Raw genomic sequence first — 18,130 nt, 5'->3', positions numbered from 1 at the left:
TCATGGAGATCCAACAAATATGACCGACAAATACCGTCGTAACCGCGACATTCAGGCGCCGCCATCAGCGATGCCCGATACCAAACAAATGGGCCCCCGGCCCGTTAAGATCTTCCTCGCGTTGATCTCGTCGATAGTGCTGGTCATATCTGGCGCCGGTTACTTCACCATTGGAAAACTAGGTAACACTGTTGCTTCTGCCGGCAATCTTTCCCTAGGAGGCGACAAGGGAATGAAGGAAGCTGCCGACGGCGCAACCGATATCCTCCTCGTAGGCTCCGATTCGCGTACCGACGCCCAGGGCAATCCACTTAGCCCGCAGGAGATTGAACTGCTGCACGCAGGTGATGAGGAAAACGATAATACTGACACCATCATGGTGATTCGTATCCCTAACGACGGTTCCTCGGCAACCGCCATCTCCATTCCTCGCGATACGTATGTGCACGACAATAACTTGGGAAACCTCAAAATCAACGGCGTGTACAAAAACTATAAAGATAAGGAAGCAACCAAGCTTCTGTCTGAGGGAATCAGCGATCAAAAGACTCTCGATGAGCGTTCTAAGCAAGCCGGACGTCAGGCTCTCATCGGCGCGGTATCCGATCTCACCGGTATTACTGTCGACCACTATGCCGAGGTTGGCCTCCTGGGCTTTGTTCTTTTGACAGAAGCTGTGGGCGGCGTCGAGGTCTGTTTGAACGATAGCGTCAAAGACGAGTATTCCGGCGCTGATTTCGGTGCTGGACGCCAAACGCTTAAAGGCGGACAGGCGCTTGCCTTTGTGCGCCAGCGGCATGGCCTTCCTCGTGGCGACCTGGATCGTATTGTTCGTCAGCAAGCGTTTATGGCCTCATTGGTCAACAAAGTGCTGTCCTCCGGAACCCTGACCAACCCGCAGAAGCTATCAGACATGGGTAAGGCTGTGGAGCGTTCCGTTGTTATCGACCAAAACTGGGACGTGATGAGCTTTGCCAACCAACTGCAAAATCTTGCCGGCGGCAACGTCCGATTCAATACCATCCCGGTTACCTCGATCGATGGCACCGGAGACTACGGCGAATCCGTTGTTACCGTGGATGTGCAGCAGGTACATAAGTTCTTTGACCAGCTACTGAATGGAGGACCAAAAGAAGAGCCCTCCAGCGAGACTCCTTCCGAGTCCACCGATCATACGGTGCACCCCAACACCACTGTCGATGTTCTTAACGCCACCACTACATCGGGGCTTGCCGCCGAGGTAGCAGGGCATCTAAAGACCAAGGGATACACCATCGCAGAAACCGGCAATGCACCCGAAGGCTTGTATTCTCATAGCCAAATCTTGACCGCAGACCCGGAGTCTGACGATGCCAAGCACCTTTCCCAGGAACTCGGAGGCATTCCGGTCGTACAACATGACGGACTCGATCCGCATTCCTACGTGGTAGTTGCGGCCGGTGATTATGCGGGGCCAAAGAGCGCCGAATCTACAACCAGCACGTCAACGACAACCTCTGTGGTGGGACAACCTGGAGCAGACGAAGGGCAAGCAATAGTCTCCCCAGAAATTGATGCCGGCGGAAACGGACCGCGATGCGTCAACTAGCAATCACTCTGTAATTTCCTATGGGCTGAGGGCATCGACTTTTCCGCTTGTCGATGCCCTCAGCCCTTTTCCATGCACAGCAAATTCTTATTTCCCCTACGATGGATTCTCATGGAACTTCTGCGCACCATACTCTCCTCAGACCCCGCTACCCCACGACTGACGGTCTACAACGAATCGACCGGAGCTCGGCTCGATTTCTCTGCTCAAACGTTGGATAACTGGGCGGCGAAAGTGGCAAACATGCTGCGTGAGGAACTAGACCTTGAGCAGGGCTCACTTATCAGCCTCGATCTTCCCGCAAGCTGGCAATGCGTAGCCATAGTTTTAGGTGCAATGGCAGCAGGAATCGACGTTGAGTTTTGCCCCATCGAGCAAGCTCAGGGTGCAGTAGCTTTTATAGATTCCGAGCGTATCGACGCCTCCCCCACATTCTCTGGAGACGTTGTACTTGTCACACAAGATCCTTTTGGGCGCGGTGTTGTGGAATGCGGAGGAATAGTTCCCGATGGGATGATCGATTTTGGCCCCACTGTGCGCTTCTACGGTGACCAATTCTTTGAACCCGGTACGAGGATTGAGGAGAGCGTGGATAAGCAAGCCCTTGCCGCGATTACCCCTGGCGCACGCGCTCTGAGCACTGGTTGGACTACCTTGACAGAAATGGAACGCACCGTACTAGCGCCGCTTGCGGCAGTCGGATCGGCTGTTGTTGTCACGGGTGTGGCTAGCGATCAGCGTCTCGACGCTATCGGGCGAGCCGAAAAGGCCACAATCCGGTTGTCGTAAACCCTTCTCGCGCATATGGGGTGAATAGTCGGAGATTGATAACGAGGTTCATTCATATTTAACACCCTATTTACGGGGTGATAAGGGCCATAAGTCCTTTACTTCCACCGGAGGATCACTACCTTAGTGAGAGAACTCAACGGAAAGGTGATCCTCTCGATGAACGTCTCCAAGACCGGCGCGTCGCTTGCCGCCACAGCGCTTTTTGCTTCGGTAGCCCTCGCAGGCTGCTCCTCCGATTCCTCCGCGCCAGCACCGCAGAACACTGACGGTCGCGGCCCCATCACCTTTGCCATGGGTAAAAACGACACGGATAAAGTTATTCCGATTATTGAGAAGTGGAATAGCGCACACCCCGATGAAAAGGTCACGCTCAAAGAACTCGCCGGCGAGGCCGATGATCAGCGTGAGACCCTCGTGCAGTCGCTTCAGGCCGGCAACTCTGATTATGACGTAATGGCACTCGACGTTGTCTGGACTGCTGACTTTGCCGCCAACCAGTGGCTGGCTCCGCTCAAAGATGCTCTCCAGGTAGACACCTCCGGACTTCTCAAAGCAACTGTCGACTCTGCGACCTATAACGGCACGCTCTATGCTTTGCCGCAAAACACTAACGGCCAGCTGTTGTTCCGTAACACCGAGATCGTTCCAGAAGCACCGGCCACGTGGAAAGACCTCACCGCTAGCTGTGAAGCAGCAAAAGCCAAGCACGTAGATTGCCTCACTACGCAGCTCAAGCAGTACGAGGGTCTCACGGTCAACACCGCAGGCTTCATCGAAGGCTGGGGCGGACACATCCTGGATAATTCCGGCGCACCCGCCGTAGATTCTGAAGACTCCAAAGCCGGCGTTCAGGCGCTCGTGGATGGATACAAAGACGGATCTATTTCTAAGAACTCCATCTCCGCTACAGAAGAAGAAACCAACCTGGCCTTTGTGGCAGGAGAAACCGCTTACGCCATCAACTGGCCATACATGTACACCAATGCTGCCGAGAACACCTCCGCTGTCAAGGGCAAGTTTGAGGTTTCCCCACTCGTTGGCAAAGACGGCGTGGGTGTCTCTACCCTGGGTGGCTACAACAACGGCATCAACGTGAACTCCAAGAACAAGGCTACAGCTCTGGACTTTATGAAGTTCATCGTGAACGAGGACAACCAGAAGTCCTTTGCTGATAACTCTTTCCCACCAGTACTCGCATCCATCTACGATGATGAGGCTCTCGTGGCCAAGTACCCTTACCTCCCAGCGCTGAAGAAGTCCCTGGAGAATGCGGCACCTCGCCCAGTCAGCCCCTTCTACCCTGCTATTTCCAAAGCTATTCAAGACAACGCCTATGCTGCGCTCAAGGGTGACAAGAGTGTAGAAGACGCTACCAAGGACATGCGGGCTGCGATCCAGAACGCATCTAAGAAGTAGTGCCAGTTCCACTGAGCTCATACGCTCACACACTCATAACCACATAGACGGTTCGCACTAAGCTCCAATATCTTTATCAAGGAAGCCTGCACCGGTAAGCTCATGCTCCACGAACATGTTCTTACCGCGGGCTTCCTTTAGTGCTTTAAGGTTGAAGCGGACCAGCATCAGACAAAGGAGGTACCGTGGACACAACGCGCCCAGCGCGAAAAGTTCTTTCTCGGGAAGGAATCGTCGAAGCGCGCCGGAAACAGCACCGCAACGCTGCGTTGTTGATCGCCCCCACGCTCATCGTCCTAGCTATCGTTATTGGCTATCCCATCGTCAGGGCTATCTACCTCTCTTTCCAGGCAGACAAAGGCCTTGACCCAGTTACTGGGCTTTTCACCCAAGGCGGTTTCGCCGGGTTGGAGCATTATGCCTACTGGCTAACGCAACGCTGCGGCACGTCATCAGGAAGTGCCATCGCGTGCCCGCCCGGAGTCATATCCACTGACTTTTGGCCAGCTGTAGGCAACACGCTCTTTTTCACCGTGGTCACGGTAGCGCTAGAAATCGTTCTAGGTATTGGCATGGCTCTGGTCATGAACAGGGAGTTTCGCGGTAGGGCGCTAGTTCGAGCCGCAGTGCTCATTCCGTGGGCAATCCCTACGGCGGTGACCGCAAAATTGTGGCAGTTTATCTTTGCAGATAAGGGCATCGTCAACTCGCTCCTGCATACCCCAATCCAATGGACTACCGACCCATGGGCTGCACGCTTTGCCGTCATCATTGCCGACGTATGGAAGACCACGCCCTTTATGGCTCTGCTGATTCTCGCGGGTTTACAGATGATCCCCAAAGACGTATACGAGGCAGCGCGTGTCGACGGCGCCAGCACCTGGCAACAATTCACACAGATCACGCTCCCGCTGGTCAGGCCCGCCCTCATGGTCGCTGTTCTTTTTAGAACACTCGATGCCCTGCGCATGTACGATCTTCCGGTCATCTTGATCTCATCGTCGTCAAACTCCCCCACGGCTACGATCTCCCAACTTGTGGTCGAAGACGTGCGTCAGAATCACTTCAACTCGGCTTCTGCGCTCTCCACGCTGATTTTCCTCCTCATTTTCGCCGTTGCCTTCCTGATGATCCGCGTCCTTGGCGCAGACATCACGGGCCGTGGCGACGCCCCCAAGCCGCGCCGGCAGCGTCGTCAGCGACATCAACGGCATCAAAGCGAAAAACATCAGAAGCTAGATAACTCCACGACTCCCAAAGAAAGGACAGCTACCGCACCATGAATCACAAAATTCGTGCAGCACTAGCCAACTATATCGGTGTGGTCTTTATCCTGATCTGGGGTCTGGCGCCGTTCTACTGGATGCTGATCACCGCGCTACGAAACAAGGATTACACCTTTGAAACCACGCCGTGGCCAACGCATGTAACCCTGGAGAATTTCCGCGACGCGCTGTCCACCGACAAAGGAAACGATTTCCTCGGCGCAATCGTCAATTCTTTGCTGGTAGGTCTTGCCACCACTCTCCTCGCAGTCCTTGTCGGAGTCTTCACCGCATATGCGCTGGCTCGCATCGAGTTTCGTGGGAAAGGAATAGTCACGGGCGTTGTGCTTGCCGCCTCAATGTTCCCCGGCATCGCCCTGGTGACCCCACTTTTCCAGCTCTTTGGCGACCTCGGCTGGATAGGAACCTACCGCGCACTCATCATCCCCAACATTTCCTTTGCGTTGCCGCTGACTATTTACACCCTCGTGTCCTTCTTCCGGCAGCTTCCGTGGGAATTAGAGGAGGCAGCGCTTGTCGACGGCGCCACTCGCAGCCAGGCCTTCCGCCACGTACTGCTGCCACTTGCGGCGCCTGCGTTGTTTACCACCGCCATCTTGGCTTTTATTGCTACGTGGAACGAGTTCATGCTTGCTCGTCAGCTCTCCACAACAGCGACCGAACCTGTCACCGTCGCTATCGCTCGTTTCTCCGGGCCCAGTGCCTTTGAGTTCCCCTACGCAGCCATTATGGCTGCGGGATCCCTGGTGACCATCCCCCTTATTATCATGGTGCTTGCTTTCCAGCGCCGTATTGTCTCCGGTCTGACGGCAGGTGGAGTGAAAGCATAATTACCGCTTTCGGGTACTAGGCGCAGTACAATCATCCGCATGAAACCGCGCGATCCTCAACCCCAAGAGACTAGGAAGAAACTCGTACGCGACTCCATCCTAGGCTTCGTGGGGTTTTTCGCGTTTCTCGCTCTGGTTCAGGCCGTAGTGAATCTGTTTCAGCCACAGCCCTCGCTCTGGCCAGCATTCCTTGCCCTCATTTTGGTCATCGCGACTATCGCCCTGTGGCGAGCGTGGCGTTAACGCTGCATCGAAAATCTAGCTATCTACAGTGCTCATCCACGGCAGCATGGCTGGCCCACGCTGGGTAGTAATGAACTCCGCTTGCACTGAATACATGGCACGAATCGTCTCTGCGTGAACAATGTCCGAGGGTGCTCCCGAACTGATCAGACTCGTACGCGAATCATCCTCGCTCAGACGCCGTAGCGTCACAGCATGATCCGCAAGTGCTAGAGCATGATTCGGGTCATGGAGTGTCGCCAGCAAAGTGATGCCTTGTCCGCGCAGCATATCCATAACTTCCAGCACGCGTTGCTGATTATAAAGATCCAAATAGGTCGTCGGCTCATCCAACAATAAAATATCTGGTTCTTGTGCTAATGCTCGTGCGATCATCACCATCTGGCGTTCGCCGCCGCTTAACGTTGTGTATTGCCGGCGCGCCAGATGCCCCACGCCCAGCATGTCCAAGGCGCTGTGCGCTGCATCGACGTCCTTGGGAGCTGGGGAAGAAAACGCCCCGATAAACCGCACTCGCCCTGTCAAAACAACATCTACTACGTCAAAAGGAAAAGACACTGCGTGTGTTTGGGTCACAAATCCCAAGACTGCGTTTGGGGTATCAACGGTAATAGCGCCGCTGTGCACCGGAGTAAGGCCAGCGACCGCTGAGAGTAACGTCGATTTGCCGCAACCATTAGCACCTAAAAGCGCTGTAATTTTCCCGGCGGGAAAGGTATCCGTCACATCACGAATCACTAAGCGTTGACCATAGCCGACGCTCACTGACTCCATACTCATTCCTACTGCCATTGACCCGCCTTTGTTGATCGCAGCAACAACCAAAAAACCGGCGCGCCTACGAGCGTGGTGATGATGCTGACGGGGATCTCAAAACCCGTAGCTGTCCGAGCTACAGTATCGATGACCGCCATCAGCGCCGCCCCCAAAGCAGCAGAAACCGGGATAAGTACTCGGTGGTCCGGGCCTAGAAGCATCCTCACGATATGCGGGACAATAAGCCCCAAAAGCGCCACCACTCCCACCATAGAAACAGACAAAGCTGACACCAACGCAGATAAGACGATAAAGAGAACACGGTATCTCTCCACGTGCATCCCCGACACTTTTGCTTCGGTCTCTCCCATGGTTAAAACATTGAGTCGCCAGCGCAAACCAATCATGAAAAAGCAACCGAGAAGAATCAGTAACCATGTGGGCTTAAGAGTCGACCACGTCACCCCGTTGAAGCTTCCCATGGTCCATAACACGATGGCTTGCAACGACTTCTCATGCGATGTTATTTGAACAATCGAGAGCAAAGCAGTAAACACCGCTGAGGTGATGACACCCGACAGAACCAAGTTCACTATTGGAACCGAGTTCTTTGTTCGCGCCATGAAATAGGTCATGGCTAAAGCTACAAGAGCAAACACAAAAGCGCTGATGGACACGGGTATCCAGCGCCATACTGCGATAGCTAAAGCCGCGCCAAAAGCTGCGCCCGAAGACAAGCCCAAAATATACGGATCCACCAGCGGGTTACGCAGAACTCCCTGTAGCGTCGCTCCGGAAATCGATAGAGCCATGCCTACCAGTAAAGAGGTCACTACCCGGGGGAGTCTAATATCGGTTATCACCACGGAGACAGTTTCTTGGCTACCGCATAACCGCGCGGCAAGAGCCGCAAGCGCCTCACTCGGGCTGGCTCCATAACTGCCGAGCATCATGGACACAAAGAATGCCACGAGTGGAGAAAGAAGCAGCCCGAGAATAAGGAGTTTGCGGCCGCTCATTAAGCGTTGTGGATTCACTGAGCTGGTTTGAATCCTGGGTAATGCAGGCCGTACATATCTACAAAATACTGATCAGTTTCTGCAGAATTATCCCAGTCTTTGAAGGACTCAGGGTTGATGTCTTGTGCGACCTTGGCAGTCGCCATTGGCAGGCGCCCAGTCATCATGTCATAGAGGAATGGATCATCAAGCTCAAAGACCTGCTTGTTCTTCACCGCATCGAGGTTCTTCCACGCAGAGAAATCAACTCCGCCTACGTTCTTGCCCTCAATGACATCTGAAGGATCGATCTCCGAGTTGTACCACATGTAGATCGCATCAGGATTGAGCTTGGCCAGGGTTTCCAGGGAAACAACCGGATGCTCGGAAGCCTTGGCAGAGTTATCCCACTTAGCAATCACGTTGGTTCCACCAGCAGCCTCAATCAGGTCATTAGCACTGGATTTTGTGCCAGCGGTACCGTAAGCGTCGCCCCACATCCAGAACACAGAAGGTTTCTTTTCAATCTTGCTCGTCTTCTCCGCAATTTTGTCCATCTGTTTCTTCACAAGCGCATTGACTTCAGCACCACGCTTCGGGGTCCCATTGACATTAGCCATATCGACGGCCAACTTGTCCAGGTCTGCAAAGGAGGTCAGGAATGCCGCGTACACCGGTACTTTCAAGGTCTCCTCGATGGCAGCAATCGCTTTATCGTCGGCAGACTCTGCCCACAGAACCACAAAATCGGGTTTCAAAGCGGCAAGTGCTTCCAAGTCATAGCTGCCGTCTTGAGAAGCGATAACCGGCAGCTTGGAAAAACCCGGGTGAACGGCTTCAAGGAAATCCTTCTTAAACGTAGGCTCCCAGACTTCGCCCGTTCCCACGATCTTCTTGCTACCACCCACAGCCATCATGGTGTTCATCGCGTTTTCTACCAGGAACACAGAACGCTCAGATGCCTTGGGAAGTTTTACCTGACGACCATGAAAGTCAGTCACAGTGATGCCAGCCGCTTGGGATTTTTCTTGTGCAGCTTTTTCTGGAGCTGTGCTACATCCCGATAAAGCCAACGCCACTACCGCGAACATCGCGGTCCAGAGCGCAAATATTTTCTTCATAGTCCCTCTCGATTCCAAAATCTCACATTCAACGTAACAATGGAATGTTGAGGGCCCTATTTTTGTTGCGCTAAACACAAAGACGGAACAATGCTTACTACCTGCCGAGATGCCCCACTCAAGAAACCTGCTCCCCACTCCCCGGCCTACCTCAAAGAGCCTTCTTTATAGCATCATCACTACTTTAAAGTGGCTGCTATCAGCAGATTTACTATTGGAAGGCATCTAGACGCATCTGCAATCAAAATCATCAGAAAAATTTAATTACAGCGATAAATTCCAGCTATGAACTAAATCGGTGGGGCTAAATCAAGGGGGTGACAGCAAAGGGGCCTGACATGCCCTAACCAACGTACTTCACGGGTTTGTCGGGGCGTCGCAAAGCTAAGCTACTCGACGCCACGCTATCCGCAACAGCGAATGCGGCAACGCAAAGAGCTCACGAACAAAATTCCGCACTCTAAAGGGCGGCTTGGTCACCGCGGAGCTTACCGTTATGGGAATTCCTAGGTGCCGCGCCCACGCGAGGGTGCGGAGTTTATGAAAATCGCTGGTTACCACGATCCATATGTGGGTTTCGGGTAGGAGGGCGTGCGCGTTTTCCAAGTTCTCGTTGGTGCTGGTCGCCTCGGGTTCGATTATCAACCGTTGTGGATCTAATCCGTGACGCACCAGCCAGTCCCCCATCACAGCGGCCTCGCCTTTTCCCGAGACCACAACAGGGCCTGACGTTTGTTGCGACAACTCCAAGGCATGCTGGAGGCGCCACAACAACACATGCCCGGGTTCGGCACCGCGCACTTTAGAGCCGAGGGTAAGAATCGTCGATTCTTTCCAGAAATCAGCCGACAAAAGTCTTACTCGCCCATCAATGTGCGCTTGAGGTTAGCGTCTTTCTGCTCGACTTCCTCACGCATTGTGTCTTGATACGCAACCATTTTTTCCGTCAGGGCCGGGTCACCCGCAGAAAGAATGCGTACAGCAAGAAGTCCCGCATTCTTTGCTCCGCCGATGGAAACCGTGGCCACTGGAACGCCTCCCGGCATCTGCACGATAGAAAGCAAAGAGTCCATACCATCGAGGTCTTTGAGCGCACGCGGGATACCGATCACGGGCAGTGGCGTGGCCGCGGCAACCATACCTGGCAGATGAGCTGCACCCCCGGCACAAGCGATAATCGCTTTCAGCCCTCTCGTGTGAGCCGACTTGGCATAGGCCAGCATCTTTTCGGGAGTGCGGTGTGCTGAAACAACACCGACCTCAAAAGGAATGCCAAACTCAGCCAGGGTTTCTGCTGCTGGTTGCACTGTGGGCCAGTCGGAATCGGAGCCCATAATAAGGCCGACGAGAGGGGACATGTTTTCTCCTAGTTTTGGTAAAAAGCCGGCAAAGAACCGAGGTTAGTCCCACGTTGCGTGGACTAGATACTGTGCGGCGAGGCGGGCGTCGGCACGCGTTGCTTCAACGTCAGTACCAGTGAGATTGATGTGTCCTATCTTACGGCCAGCTCGATAGGTCTTCCCGTACAGGTGAACCTTTGCGTTAGGAAAACGACGCATAACTTCTGCAACGCGCTCCGCCATCGGCTGAGCCGGATCGGTTGCCGCTCCAAGAATATTCGCCATCACAGTAACCGGCGCGGTGAGATCAGTAGCACCGAGCGGATAATCCAATACTGCACGAATGTGCTGCTCAAATTGGCTGGTCACGCATCCGTCTTGCGTCCAGTGCCCAGTGTTGTGCGGACGCATGGCTAGCTCGTTGACAAAAATCTCTGGTTGTCCGTCCTCGCCGCGAGTCTCAAAGAGCTCCACGGCAAGCACTCCCGTGACGCCGAGCTCAGTGGCAATGCGGATGGAAAGCTCGCGACATTGGTTTTCTAATGCCTCGCTCAAGCCCGGCGCGGGTGCAACCGCTTCCGTACAAATCCCGTCAGTTTGTACCGATTCCACCACGGGCCAACTTTGCGCCTCACCGCTGGGGGTGCGCGCCACCATGGCGGAGAGTTCACGAACAAGCTGGACTTTTTTCTCACCCATCAGCGGAGTTCCGTTGCTAAGAAGCTTGTCGACGAGCTCTTCTAACTCCGTCACCGAATCCGGGAACCACACCCCATGCCCGTCATAGCCACCCCGGCACGCCTTCACGCACACCTGACCATCCACCGATTCCCAGAAAGCGCGCGCGTCTTCCACACTGGTGATCGGAGCAAATGGCGGGACTGGCGCGCCCATTTCTTTAAGACGCGTACGCATTACGAGTTTGTCTTGGGCGTTGAGCAAAGCATCGGGCTGGGGCTGCACGTTGTAGCCCTCAGCGATAAGTGTGCGCAGGTGTTCAGATGGCACATGCTCATGGTCAAAAGTCACGGCATTCGATCCGGCCACAACGCGACGCAGATCGTCGAGGTTGGTGTAATCGCCGATGATCACGTCAGCGACTACTTGAGCGGCGGAAGAATCATGAGAGCTTGCCAGAACCCGAATTGATTGCCCCAGTTCAATGGCCTCTGTGTGCATCATGCGTGCCAATTGCCCGTCGCCGATCACACACAGAATTGGCATGTCTGGTGCGTGTGCTGCTGGATTACCGCTGCTGTGAGTCACGGGTAACAACTATAGCTTGTGGGCAGAAGAGAAGGGGTGTTCTGCATTGGTGGCAAGAAAGCATCGCCTGTCTGCTTAGGGTCTCTTCACAAGCACCTTCACAATCCAGCCTCTCGCAATGCTCTCTTTAGTATCCACTCATTACGATGAAAGAAAGCTAAAAAATGAGGGAAACCACCTTGACGAAGAAAACAAAGTTTCACTATCTTTAGCCGAAATTAAAAGAAAATCATTCTCTGTATAGTCCGCACTGTGTGGTCACACATACGTAAAACAATTCTTCCGTATATGTCGGGAATACCACGACTGTGTTGCCATAGTTTTTCTATCTAATCCATTCCCGACGATTCGCTAGAACATTTAAATAAACACGCACTATATCTCTTCAATAACTGGCGCATTGTCTTCCCATATTCCGCCCGAAAAGTTTCTTTAGTGTCATGTATAAAACCAAAGAAAATACATACAGCCTCGTCAGTTCAGGAGTCTTTAAACAAGATCCTTCGGGCATCGTTTTCCTATTGTCATAATCATTGGAGCCGTAACCATGCAGCCTCTGGAAGTATCCCACCTCAGCCGCATTTTCTCCTCTGCAAAAAATGATTCCATTGCGGTTAACAACGTGAGCTTTAGCGTCCCCGCAGGACAAGTCACATGCCTCGTGGGCATCAATGGGGCGGGAAAAACCACTCTGCTAAAAATGTGTGCCTCTTTACTAAAACCAACCAGCGGTTCGATCACTGTTCATGGAGTTAACGCGCTCAAAAAACCTTTCGAAGCCCGAAAACATCTAGGAGTAGCTTTCGGCGGCGATAAGGGGTTCTATCCACGCGTAACGGTCTTTAATAATCTTCTCTTTTTCGCTGATTTGGCAGGGGTATCACGTAAAACTTCTCCGGCTGAGGTCTCTCGTGTGTTAAAAGCCGTTGATCTTAGCTCTCATGCGGATAAGAAAGCAGGAGTTTTATCACGCGGACAGATTCAGCGCTTGCATATCGCGCGAGCGCTTCTAGGAAGCCCAAGCGTACTAATTTTGGATGAGCCTACTAGCGGTTTAGACCCCGATATTTCTTTACATATACGCAGCCTTATCGCCAGCATTGCACAGAATGGAACTGCTGTATTTTTAGCAAGCCATTCTCTGGAAGAAGTCGCAGAACTTTCCGAACATGTTTTATTACTCAAAGAAGGGCACATCGTTGCAAGAGGAACAGTCCCACAAATCGTAGAAAAAGCCGGACTTAGCCGCGTCACTATGCTCCACATTCCACCGCACGCTAAGCCCGATATATCAAAACTCAGAGCTGCGGTTCCAGGTTTAGGGCACGCAGCGGTACGGCCTATTGGTAGCAAATGGTGTCTCACCGCTTATTGGAACATCCCTGATCATGAGGGACTCCTAGCTGAGCTCACATCCCAAGGCATCACAGCGGTAGATAACGTCATAGATAAAAATCCCGAGCTGGAGGATGCTTATATTCTCCTATCCCATGACACAAAAACCGGTGCTGCATGACTACATGGGAGCAACTAACGCGACTTAAACGAATGACGCTGTTTCATATGCGCCAATTCCTTACTTTCCCTTATTTTGTGCAGCTGATGTTGGTCGCGACGATAGTATCGGCCATCGTTCAACGATTGGCGGTATCTGCTTGGGGCGCTGACCCCTACGCCAGTTTTGTCCGTACGGGTTTAATTGGCACATGGGCTACGATCACCGCCGCTGGCGGGATTATTAGATTTGAAAAGTTTAAAGGCACACTGATCTACTTTTTCAGTGCACGAATTGGAGCTATTCAACCGCTCATGGCGTTGATTCTATCCATCGCATGCAGCGGGATTCTTTCATTCCTTATAGCTCTAGGTCTCTGGGTTATCCCTGGCCCTGCCAGTATCGCCATTCACTATGATGCTGCATTCCTAGCATTGTTTATCTTCGGTTTAACAATCATATGGATCGCGGGGATGGGTGTGTCCATGGTAATCGCGTCATTATTTGTGCTGAGCGATAATGCCCCAGCATTTGAGGCCTTGCTTCTTATCCCTTTGTATATGGTCTCCGGGGTCTTTGGAGTTCCGGCTCTGTCACATCCGATTCTTGAACAACTGCTGCTCGTAGTATCGCCAACGATGCGGATTAGTCACCTTCTCATGGCTCCACAAGCCGTCACACTTTTGGGATTAGTGTGTTCTCTCTTTACCGCGGCAATGTGGTTCTTGCTGGGAATAGTTTTACTTAGAACAGTCAGTAAGAAACTTTCTACTGCTACGTTATCCAGCCTCACCATTTAATTATTTTATTCCCTGAGAGGAACTCCTTATTCATGTGGTTTGCACGCTGCGTTTCCACTATGCGCATGGCTTTTCTTTCTTCGCCATTGCTAGGTACCCCCATCGCCGCAATCATAACAATAGGGTTGGCTCCGCTCCTTGAGATCCTGGGGATGTTCTTACTTGGCTCAGCTTTGCGCTCTCCCAATCCAGGAAGCATTTTTGTTCGAGCAATAATCATGTGCACAGTGGCAACAACAGCGATGTTGATTGCCACGACAATCGCCCATGACAGAGCCTGCGGTGTACTCACGGAGGTGGTGACTCGCCGCCGTCTCGATTCTGCGTACTTCGTAGCCATCGCACTTTTTGCGGGCGGTGTCAGCGCCACGAGTGCCGGTATCAGTGCTCTTGCTCTATGGATCGCAATGCCGCCGTCTATTTCGGTTATCAGTGCGTCTCTGCCGCTTTTCCCGATCGCCATCGCATTAGGAATAGGCTTGGGCCTGTGCGCATCAACCGCAGCTTTTCTATGGTCAGATCCGTATATTGTGCTTAACCTACTGGTTCCGTTTCTCCCCATCGCCCTCGGAACTATCGTGCCTATATCACTTTATCCGCAACCGTTCAGCTCGCTACTGCACTATGTCCCGCTAGCACGCAGCTTAGAGTCCCTTACTGCAGCATCACTGCGTTACGACGCTTTCTGCTGCGTAGTACTCCTCGTCATCGCGACGGGAACGCTCGTGCCCGTGAGTCGCCAAAGTCGCAAACAGGGGTCCTTGCCGTCCCTATAGTGGCCGGCCCCTCTAACCCCAATATCCACGCCCCTGATTCATGCCTTCCTCAATAGACGCAACCACGTGCTTGGCTTTGGCTACGTTTGCCAACATGATGGGACGTTGGTAGCCAGAGACAGCCAAAGAAATATTCTTGCGCTTACGGCCCACATGACGCACCGCACGCAGCGGTATTGATTCGCTAGCTCCCATGATGCCCTGAGCACGCAGGATCACTCGTTGATCGGTGACAATCACACGTTCTTTGCGGGCACGCAGCACGGGCAGCGCAAAACGCCAGAGGGCCAGCGCTGCCCATAGACCTACCACGGCGTTACGCAGTTGGATGGAGTCCTGGGGGTCACGATCCAGGTATCCGATGAGCATCCAGCACACGCCTGTGATGAGTAGGAGCTCGCAGACGGGATAGATCAGGGAGACAAGTGAGCGGGTGACGTCGACACGCACAATTTCGTCGGGTAGAACTCGGACTCGTGCCACTTATTTATCCTGAAGTCGCAAATGGGTCACGTCTCCGGCCATGAGTTCGTGGAGCTCTCCTTGTGAGTCGCGAACGCAGATAAGCCCGGCGTCGGAGACCGATTCCGCTACGCCGAGGAGTTCCTCGTTTTCCGATAGGACTACTCGAACGTCAGCGCCTATAGAGGTGCACACCTGGCGGTATTCAGACATCAGGGTGGGGTCGTTGTCTTCCCATTGGCGCAGCCGTCGGTGTAGCGCTGTCAGTACTCGAACCGCTAGTTCGTTGCGCTCGTAAGGTATTCCTTCTAGTTCCAGGCTTGTGGCATGCGGCACCGGAAGTTCCTCACGCGTGAGAGAGGTATTAAGGCCAAGGCCTATGACCACGGCGGGTTCTTCTCCTAGGCTCACGGCTTCAGCGAGGATCCCGCACAGCTTACGTCCCTCACACAGCAGGTCGTTGGGCCACTTGAGGCCGACTCCTTCTACACCTTTGAGGGCGTCGATAAGCGCTAATCCAGTGGCTAATGGCATCGTTCCGAGCCGGAAAACCGATTCTCGCGGTGGCCGGATAAGTACGGAAAGGGTGAGCTGCGCACCCGCTGGTGCCTCATAGCGTCTCCCCATGCGCCCGCGGCCCAAGGTTTGGTGTTCTGTGAGAACGACAGTCCACGCAGGTGCTCCCTCATGCGCGGCGGCGACCAGATCCGTGTTAGTGGAACCCGTCGTTGATGAATGAAGAATACGCGCGAAGGGGCCGTCATCTATTAGCTGTTCGCGCAGCCACCCGACGTTGAGAGGGGTCCGCGAGTCACGGCTACCGCCGCCGTTTTCTACGAGAGCGCTGTGCCTCGCGTCCTTATCCACTTTTTCTCCTGACCCTGTGCTCATTCGCATCATTTTAGCCGTTTGCCTCCCAACTCGTTGAGTCCTCATTACTGGTGCAATCTTGGGTTTGAATGCCGGAATAAATGCCGGCCTGTGGGCGGAATGAGTCCTTCTAAGGCTCACTAGGAGACATGCAGAAAAAATTTTTTGTACACAAAATAACCAGCATGCGGTGGGAAAACACACTTTCCTCGGAAAAAATTTAACGTTTTGCTCTGGAAACTGTCGCCATACCAGTCTATGCTGCCAAACATGACACTTTCCTCACCTTTTGTTGATGTTGCCGCACTCAAAGACATGACCACTACTGCCGGCAAGATCGCAGACTTCAAGGCGCGACGCGCTGAAGCAGGTCAGCCTATGGGCGCAAAAGCTCTGGATAAAGTTAAACAAGCCGGCAGGCTCACGGCCCGTGAACGACTCGATTACCTTTTGGATGAAGGTTCCTTCATCGAGACCGATCAACTCGCACGCCACCGCACCTTTGACTTTGGTATGCATAAAAAACGCCCTGTCACCGACGGAATCGTAACCGGCTGGGGCACGATCGACGGCCGCGAAGTATGCATCTTCTCCCAAGACGGAACCGTTTTCGGCGGCGCGCTCGGCGAGGTATACGGCGAAAAAATGATCAAGATTATGGAACTTGCCGTTGCCACCGGACGCCCCCTCATCGGCCTCTACGAGGGTGCAGGCGCCCGCATTCAAGATGGCGCAGTCTCCCTAGACCTCATCGCGCAGACTTTTTACCACAACATCAATGCTTCCGGAGTAGTTCCCCAGATCTCTGTCATCATGGGAAGCTGCGCGGGCGGAAACGCCTATTCCCCCGCTCTCACCGATTTCGTGGTGATGGTGGACCGAACCTCCAAGATGTTTGTCACCGGACCGGATGTTATTAAAACAGTAACCGGAGAAATCATCTCTCAAGAGGAACTTGGCGGAGCCAACGCTCACATGACTGCCGCTGGCAACAGCCACTTCACTGCAGCAGATGACGAGGAAGCCCTCGATTTTGTCCAAGACCTTGTTAGCTTCCTCCCCTCGAACAATCGCAGTGTCGCCCCACGCGAGGACTATGACCAAGAAGAGGGCAGCATAGAGGACAATCTCACCCCGGACGATCTGCGGCTAGACCACATCATCCCAGATTCTCCGTCAATTCCTTATGATGTTCGCAGCGTCATCGAATCAATCACAGACGACGGCGGTTATCTGGAGATCCAGGCAGATCGCGCAGAAAATGTTGTCATAGCGTTCGGCCGCATCGAAGGCGAATCAGTAGGTTTTGTTGCCAATCAGCCCACCCAGCTTGCCGGCTGCCTCGACATTGACGCTTCAGAGAAAGCCGCCCGTTTTATCCGCACATGTGACGCATTCAATATTCCTATCGTGATGTTTGTCGACGTCCCCGGCTTCCTACCCGGCGCAGGGCAAGAACATAACGGTATCCTGCGTCGTGGCGCTAAATTACTGTATGCCTACGGCGAGGCTACGGTCCCAAAGATCACCGTCACCATGAGGAAAGCCTACGGCGGAGCGTATTGCGTCATGGGATCTAAGGGGTTAGGGGCCGACGTCAACCTTGCCTGGCCAACCGCCCAAATTGCCGTGATGGGAGCGGCAGGAGCTGTCGGATTCCTACACCGGCGCGAGCTTATCGCAGCGGCAGAGAATGGCGATGACGTTGTAGCTCTCAGCGAAGCCCTAGAACGGGAGTATGAAGATCACATGCTCAACCCCTATCTAGCTGCCGAGCGTGGGCTTATCGACGCAGTGATTTTGCCCAGCGAGACCCGCGGGCATATTTCACGCAACCTCCGACTCCTCAAGAACAAGCATGTTCAGCGCCCGGCGCGCAAGCACGGAAACATCCCGCTATAGACAGCATCAACCTCACTTCTGAAGAGTTTTTCACAGCAGCACCTTCCCCTACTACCCCCATATATCTGTAGAAAACTTCAAAGCATACACCCCCAAAGAGGGAAATTTTTGCAGGTCAAGAGTCTTAATTTTCATTGCGGCTCTATATAGCAGAAAAATCCTTCAGGAACATACCGAAGTTTTTTTGAA

18 protein-coding genes are annotated in these 18,130 nt (G+C 53.4%); 10 read left to right on the top strand and 8 right to left on the bottom strand.

Features of this window, described 5'->3' with window-relative positions:
- The first annotated feature begins 19 nt into the window (after positions 1–19).
- From CULFRC11_RS02720 to CULFRC11_RS02695, 6 genes are all read left to right on the top strand, one after another.
- Entirely contained in the window at positions 20–1,588 is a 1,569-nt protein-coding gene (locus CULFRC11_RS02720) for an LCP family protein (RefSeq protein ID WP_023635268.1), read from the top strand.
- 111 nt (positions 1,589–1,699) lie between these two features.
- A complete protein-coding gene (locus tag CULFRC11_RS02715; protein WP_031270061.1) occupies positions 1,700–2,377 on the top strand; it encodes a TIGR03089 family protein in 678 nt (225 codons plus the stop codon).
- Positions 2,378–2,536: 159 nt separating this feature from the next.
- Entirely contained in the window at positions 2,537–3,796 is a 1,260-nt protein-coding gene (locus CULFRC11_RS02710; RefSeq protein WP_014836070.1) for an ABC transporter substrate-binding protein, read from the top strand.
- Positions 3,797–3,981: 185 nt separating this feature from the next.
- Positions 3,982–5,079: a carbohydrate ABC transporter permease gene (locus tag CULFRC11_RS02705; RefSeq protein ID WP_023635264.1), complete on the top strand. Its 1,098-nt coding sequence runs from the start codon at positions 3,982–3,984 to the stop codon at positions 5,077–5,079.
- Positions 5,076–5,912 carry a carbohydrate ABC transporter permease gene (locus CULFRC11_RS02700; protein WP_013910937.1) on the top strand — a complete coding sequence of 279 codons (837 nt, stop codon included), beginning with the start codon at positions 5,076–5,078 and terminating at the stop codon, positions 5,910–5,912. Before CULFRC11_RS02705 ends, CULFRC11_RS02700 begins: the two co-directional genes overlap by 4 nt.
- Before the next feature lie 39 nt (positions 5,913–5,951).
- Positions 5,952–6,155 (top strand): hypothetical protein, encoded by a 204-nt coding sequence (locus CULFRC11_RS02695; protein ID WP_014525420.1) that lies wholly within the window; start codon positions 5,952–5,954, stop codon positions 6,153–6,155.
- A gap of 15 nt (positions 6,156–6,170) precedes the next feature.
- Here CULFRC11_RS02695 and CULFRC11_RS02690 read toward each other — a convergent pair whose 3' ends face one another.
- The 6 genes from CULFRC11_RS02690 to CULFRC11_RS02665 form a co-directional block, all read right to left on the bottom strand.
- The gene (locus CULFRC11_RS02690; protein WP_031270059.1) at positions 6,171–6,947 is read right to left on the bottom strand and encodes an ABC transporter ATP-binding protein; all 777 of its coding nucleotides are present in this window, start codon (positions 6,945–6,947) and stop codon (positions 6,171–6,173) included.
- Positions 6,938–7,930 carry a FecCD family ABC transporter permease gene (locus CULFRC11_RS02685; RefSeq protein ID WP_023635262.1) on the bottom strand — a complete coding sequence of 331 codons (993 nt, stop codon included), beginning with the start codon at positions 7,928–7,930 and terminating at the stop codon, positions 6,938–6,940. Before CULFRC11_RS02685 ends, CULFRC11_RS02690 begins: the two co-directional genes overlap by 10 nt.
- A gap of 14 nt (positions 7,931–7,944) precedes the next feature.
- Positions 7,945–9,030 (bottom strand): ABC transporter substrate-binding protein, encoded by a 1,086-nt coding sequence (locus CULFRC11_RS02680; protein ID WP_023635261.1) that lies wholly within the window; start codon positions 9,028–9,030, stop codon positions 7,945–7,947.
- A 384-nt stretch (positions 9,031–9,414) separates the two neighbouring features.
- Positions 9,415–9,882, bottom strand: a complete 468-nt coding sequence (locus CULFRC11_RS02675) for a YdcF family protein (protein WP_023635260.1) — start codon at positions 9,880–9,882, stop codon at positions 9,415–9,417.
- 5 nt (positions 9,883–9,887) lie between these two features.
- The gene (purE, locus tag CULFRC11_RS02670) at positions 9,888–10,388 is read right to left on the bottom strand and encodes a 5-(carboxyamino)imidazole ribonucleotide mutase (protein ID WP_014525416.1); all 501 of its coding nucleotides are present in this window, start codon (positions 10,386–10,388) and stop codon (positions 9,888–9,890) included.
- Between the two features lie 42 nt (positions 10,389–10,430).
- A complete protein-coding gene (locus CULFRC11_RS02665) occupies positions 10,431–11,636 on the bottom strand; it encodes a 5-(carboxyamino)imidazole ribonucleotide synthase (RefSeq protein WP_023635259.1) in 1,206 nt (401 codons plus the stop codon).
- A 547-nt stretch (positions 11,637–12,183) separates the two neighbouring features.
- Here CULFRC11_RS02665 and CULFRC11_RS02660 point away from each other — a divergent pair.
- From CULFRC11_RS02660 to CULFRC11_RS02650, 3 genes are read left to right on the top strand one after another with little or no spacing between them, the layout of a single operon-like run.
- A complete protein-coding gene (locus CULFRC11_RS02660; RefSeq protein WP_023635258.1) occupies positions 12,184–13,152 on the top strand; it encodes an ABC transporter ATP-binding protein in 969 nt (322 codons plus the stop codon).
- Positions 13,149–13,931, top strand: a complete 783-nt coding sequence (locus CULFRC11_RS02655) for a hypothetical protein (RefSeq protein ID WP_023635257.1) — start codon at positions 13,149–13,151, stop codon at positions 13,929–13,931. Before CULFRC11_RS02660 ends, CULFRC11_RS02655 begins: the two co-directional genes overlap by 4 nt.
- 32 nt (positions 13,932–13,963) lie before the next feature.
- A complete protein-coding gene (locus tag CULFRC11_RS02650; RefSeq protein ID WP_038620376.1) occupies positions 13,964–14,707 on the top strand; it encodes a multidrug ABC transporter permease in 744 nt (247 codons plus the stop codon).
- 12 nt (positions 14,708–14,719) lie between these two features.
- Here CULFRC11_RS02650 and CULFRC11_RS02645 read toward each other — a convergent pair whose 3' ends face one another.
- Together CULFRC11_RS02645 and CULFRC11_RS02640 are read right to left on the bottom strand one after the other, a co-directional pair.
- Positions 14,720–15,190, bottom strand: a complete 471-nt coding sequence (locus CULFRC11_RS02645; RefSeq protein ID WP_023635255.1) for a hypothetical protein — start codon at positions 15,188–15,190, stop codon at positions 14,720–14,722.
- Complete coding sequence (locus CULFRC11_RS02640) at positions 15,191–16,069, bottom strand: biotin--[acetyl-CoA-carboxylase] ligase (protein WP_023635254.1); 879 nt, start codon at positions 16,067–16,069, stop codon at positions 15,191–15,193.
- Positions 16,070–16,309: 240 nt separating this feature from the next.
- Between CULFRC11_RS02640 and CULFRC11_RS02635 the strand changes: the two genes are divergently transcribed.
- Positions 16,310–17,941 (top strand): acyl-CoA carboxylase subunit beta, encoded by a 1,632-nt coding sequence (locus CULFRC11_RS02635; protein WP_038620373.1) that lies wholly within the window; start codon positions 16,310–16,312, stop codon positions 17,939–17,941.
- The last annotated feature ends 189 nt before the right edge of the window (positions 17,942–18,130 follow it).

Source organism: Corynebacterium ulcerans, assembly GCF_000767685.1.
Lineage (GTDB): Bacteria > Actinomycetota > Actinomycetes > Mycobacteriales > Mycobacteriaceae > Corynebacterium > Corynebacterium ulcerans.
Note: the sequence above shows the minus strand (reverse complement) of the source record. Positions and strands in the feature narration are given on the sequence as shown.

Coding starts and splice junctions, on each gene's coding strand:
- CULFRC11_RS02700 (WP_013910937.1), top strand. CDS start 5,076: ATGAATCACAAAATTCGTGCAGCACTAGCCAACTATATCGGTGTGGTC.
- purE (WP_014525416.1), bottom strand. CDS start 10,388: ATGTCCCCTCTCGTCGGCCTTATTATGGGCTCCGATTCCGACTGGCCC.
- CULFRC11_RS02690 (WP_031270059.1), bottom strand. CDS start 6,947: ATGGCAGTAGGAATGAGTATGGAGTCAGTGAGCGTCGGCTATGGTCAA.
- CULFRC11_RS02640 (WP_023635254.1), bottom strand. CDS start 16,069: ATGATGCGAATGAGCACAGGGTCAGGAGAAAAAGTGGATAAGGACGCG.
- CULFRC11_RS02635 (WP_038620373.1), top strand. CDS start 16,310: ATGACACTTTCCTCACCTTTTGTTGATGTTGCCGCACTCAAAGACATG.
- CULFRC11_RS02660 (WP_023635258.1), top strand. CDS start 12,184: ATGCAGCCTCTGGAAGTATCCCACCTCAGCCGCATTTTCTCCTCTGCA.
- CULFRC11_RS02710 (WP_014836070.1), top strand. CDS start 2,537: ATGAACGTCTCCAAGACCGGCGCGTCGCTTGCCGCCACAGCGCTTTTT.
- CULFRC11_RS02720 (WP_023635268.1), top strand. CDS start 20: ATGACCGACAAATACCGTCGTAACCGCGACATTCAGGCGCCGCCATCA.
- CULFRC11_RS02695 (WP_014525420.1), top strand. CDS start 5,952: ATGAAACCGCGCGATCCTCAACCCCAAGAGACTAGGAAGAAACTCGTA.
- CULFRC11_RS02715 (WP_031270061.1), top strand. CDS start 1,700: ATGGAACTTCTGCGCACCATACTCTCCTCAGACCCCGCTACCCCACGA.
- CULFRC11_RS02650 (WP_038620376.1), top strand. CDS start 13,964: ATGTGGTTTGCACGCTGCGTTTCCACTATGCGCATGGCTTTTCTTTCT.
- CULFRC11_RS02655 (WP_023635257.1), top strand. CDS start 13,149: ATGACTACATGGGAGCAACTAACGCGACTTAAACGAATGACGCTGTTT.
- CULFRC11_RS02680 (WP_023635261.1), bottom strand. CDS start 9,030: ATGAAGAAAATATTTGCGCTCTGGACCGCGATGTTCGCGGTAGTGGCG.
- CULFRC11_RS02685 (WP_023635262.1), bottom strand. CDS start 7,930: ATGAGCGGCCGCAAACTCCTTATTCTCGGGCTGCTTCTTTCTCCACTC.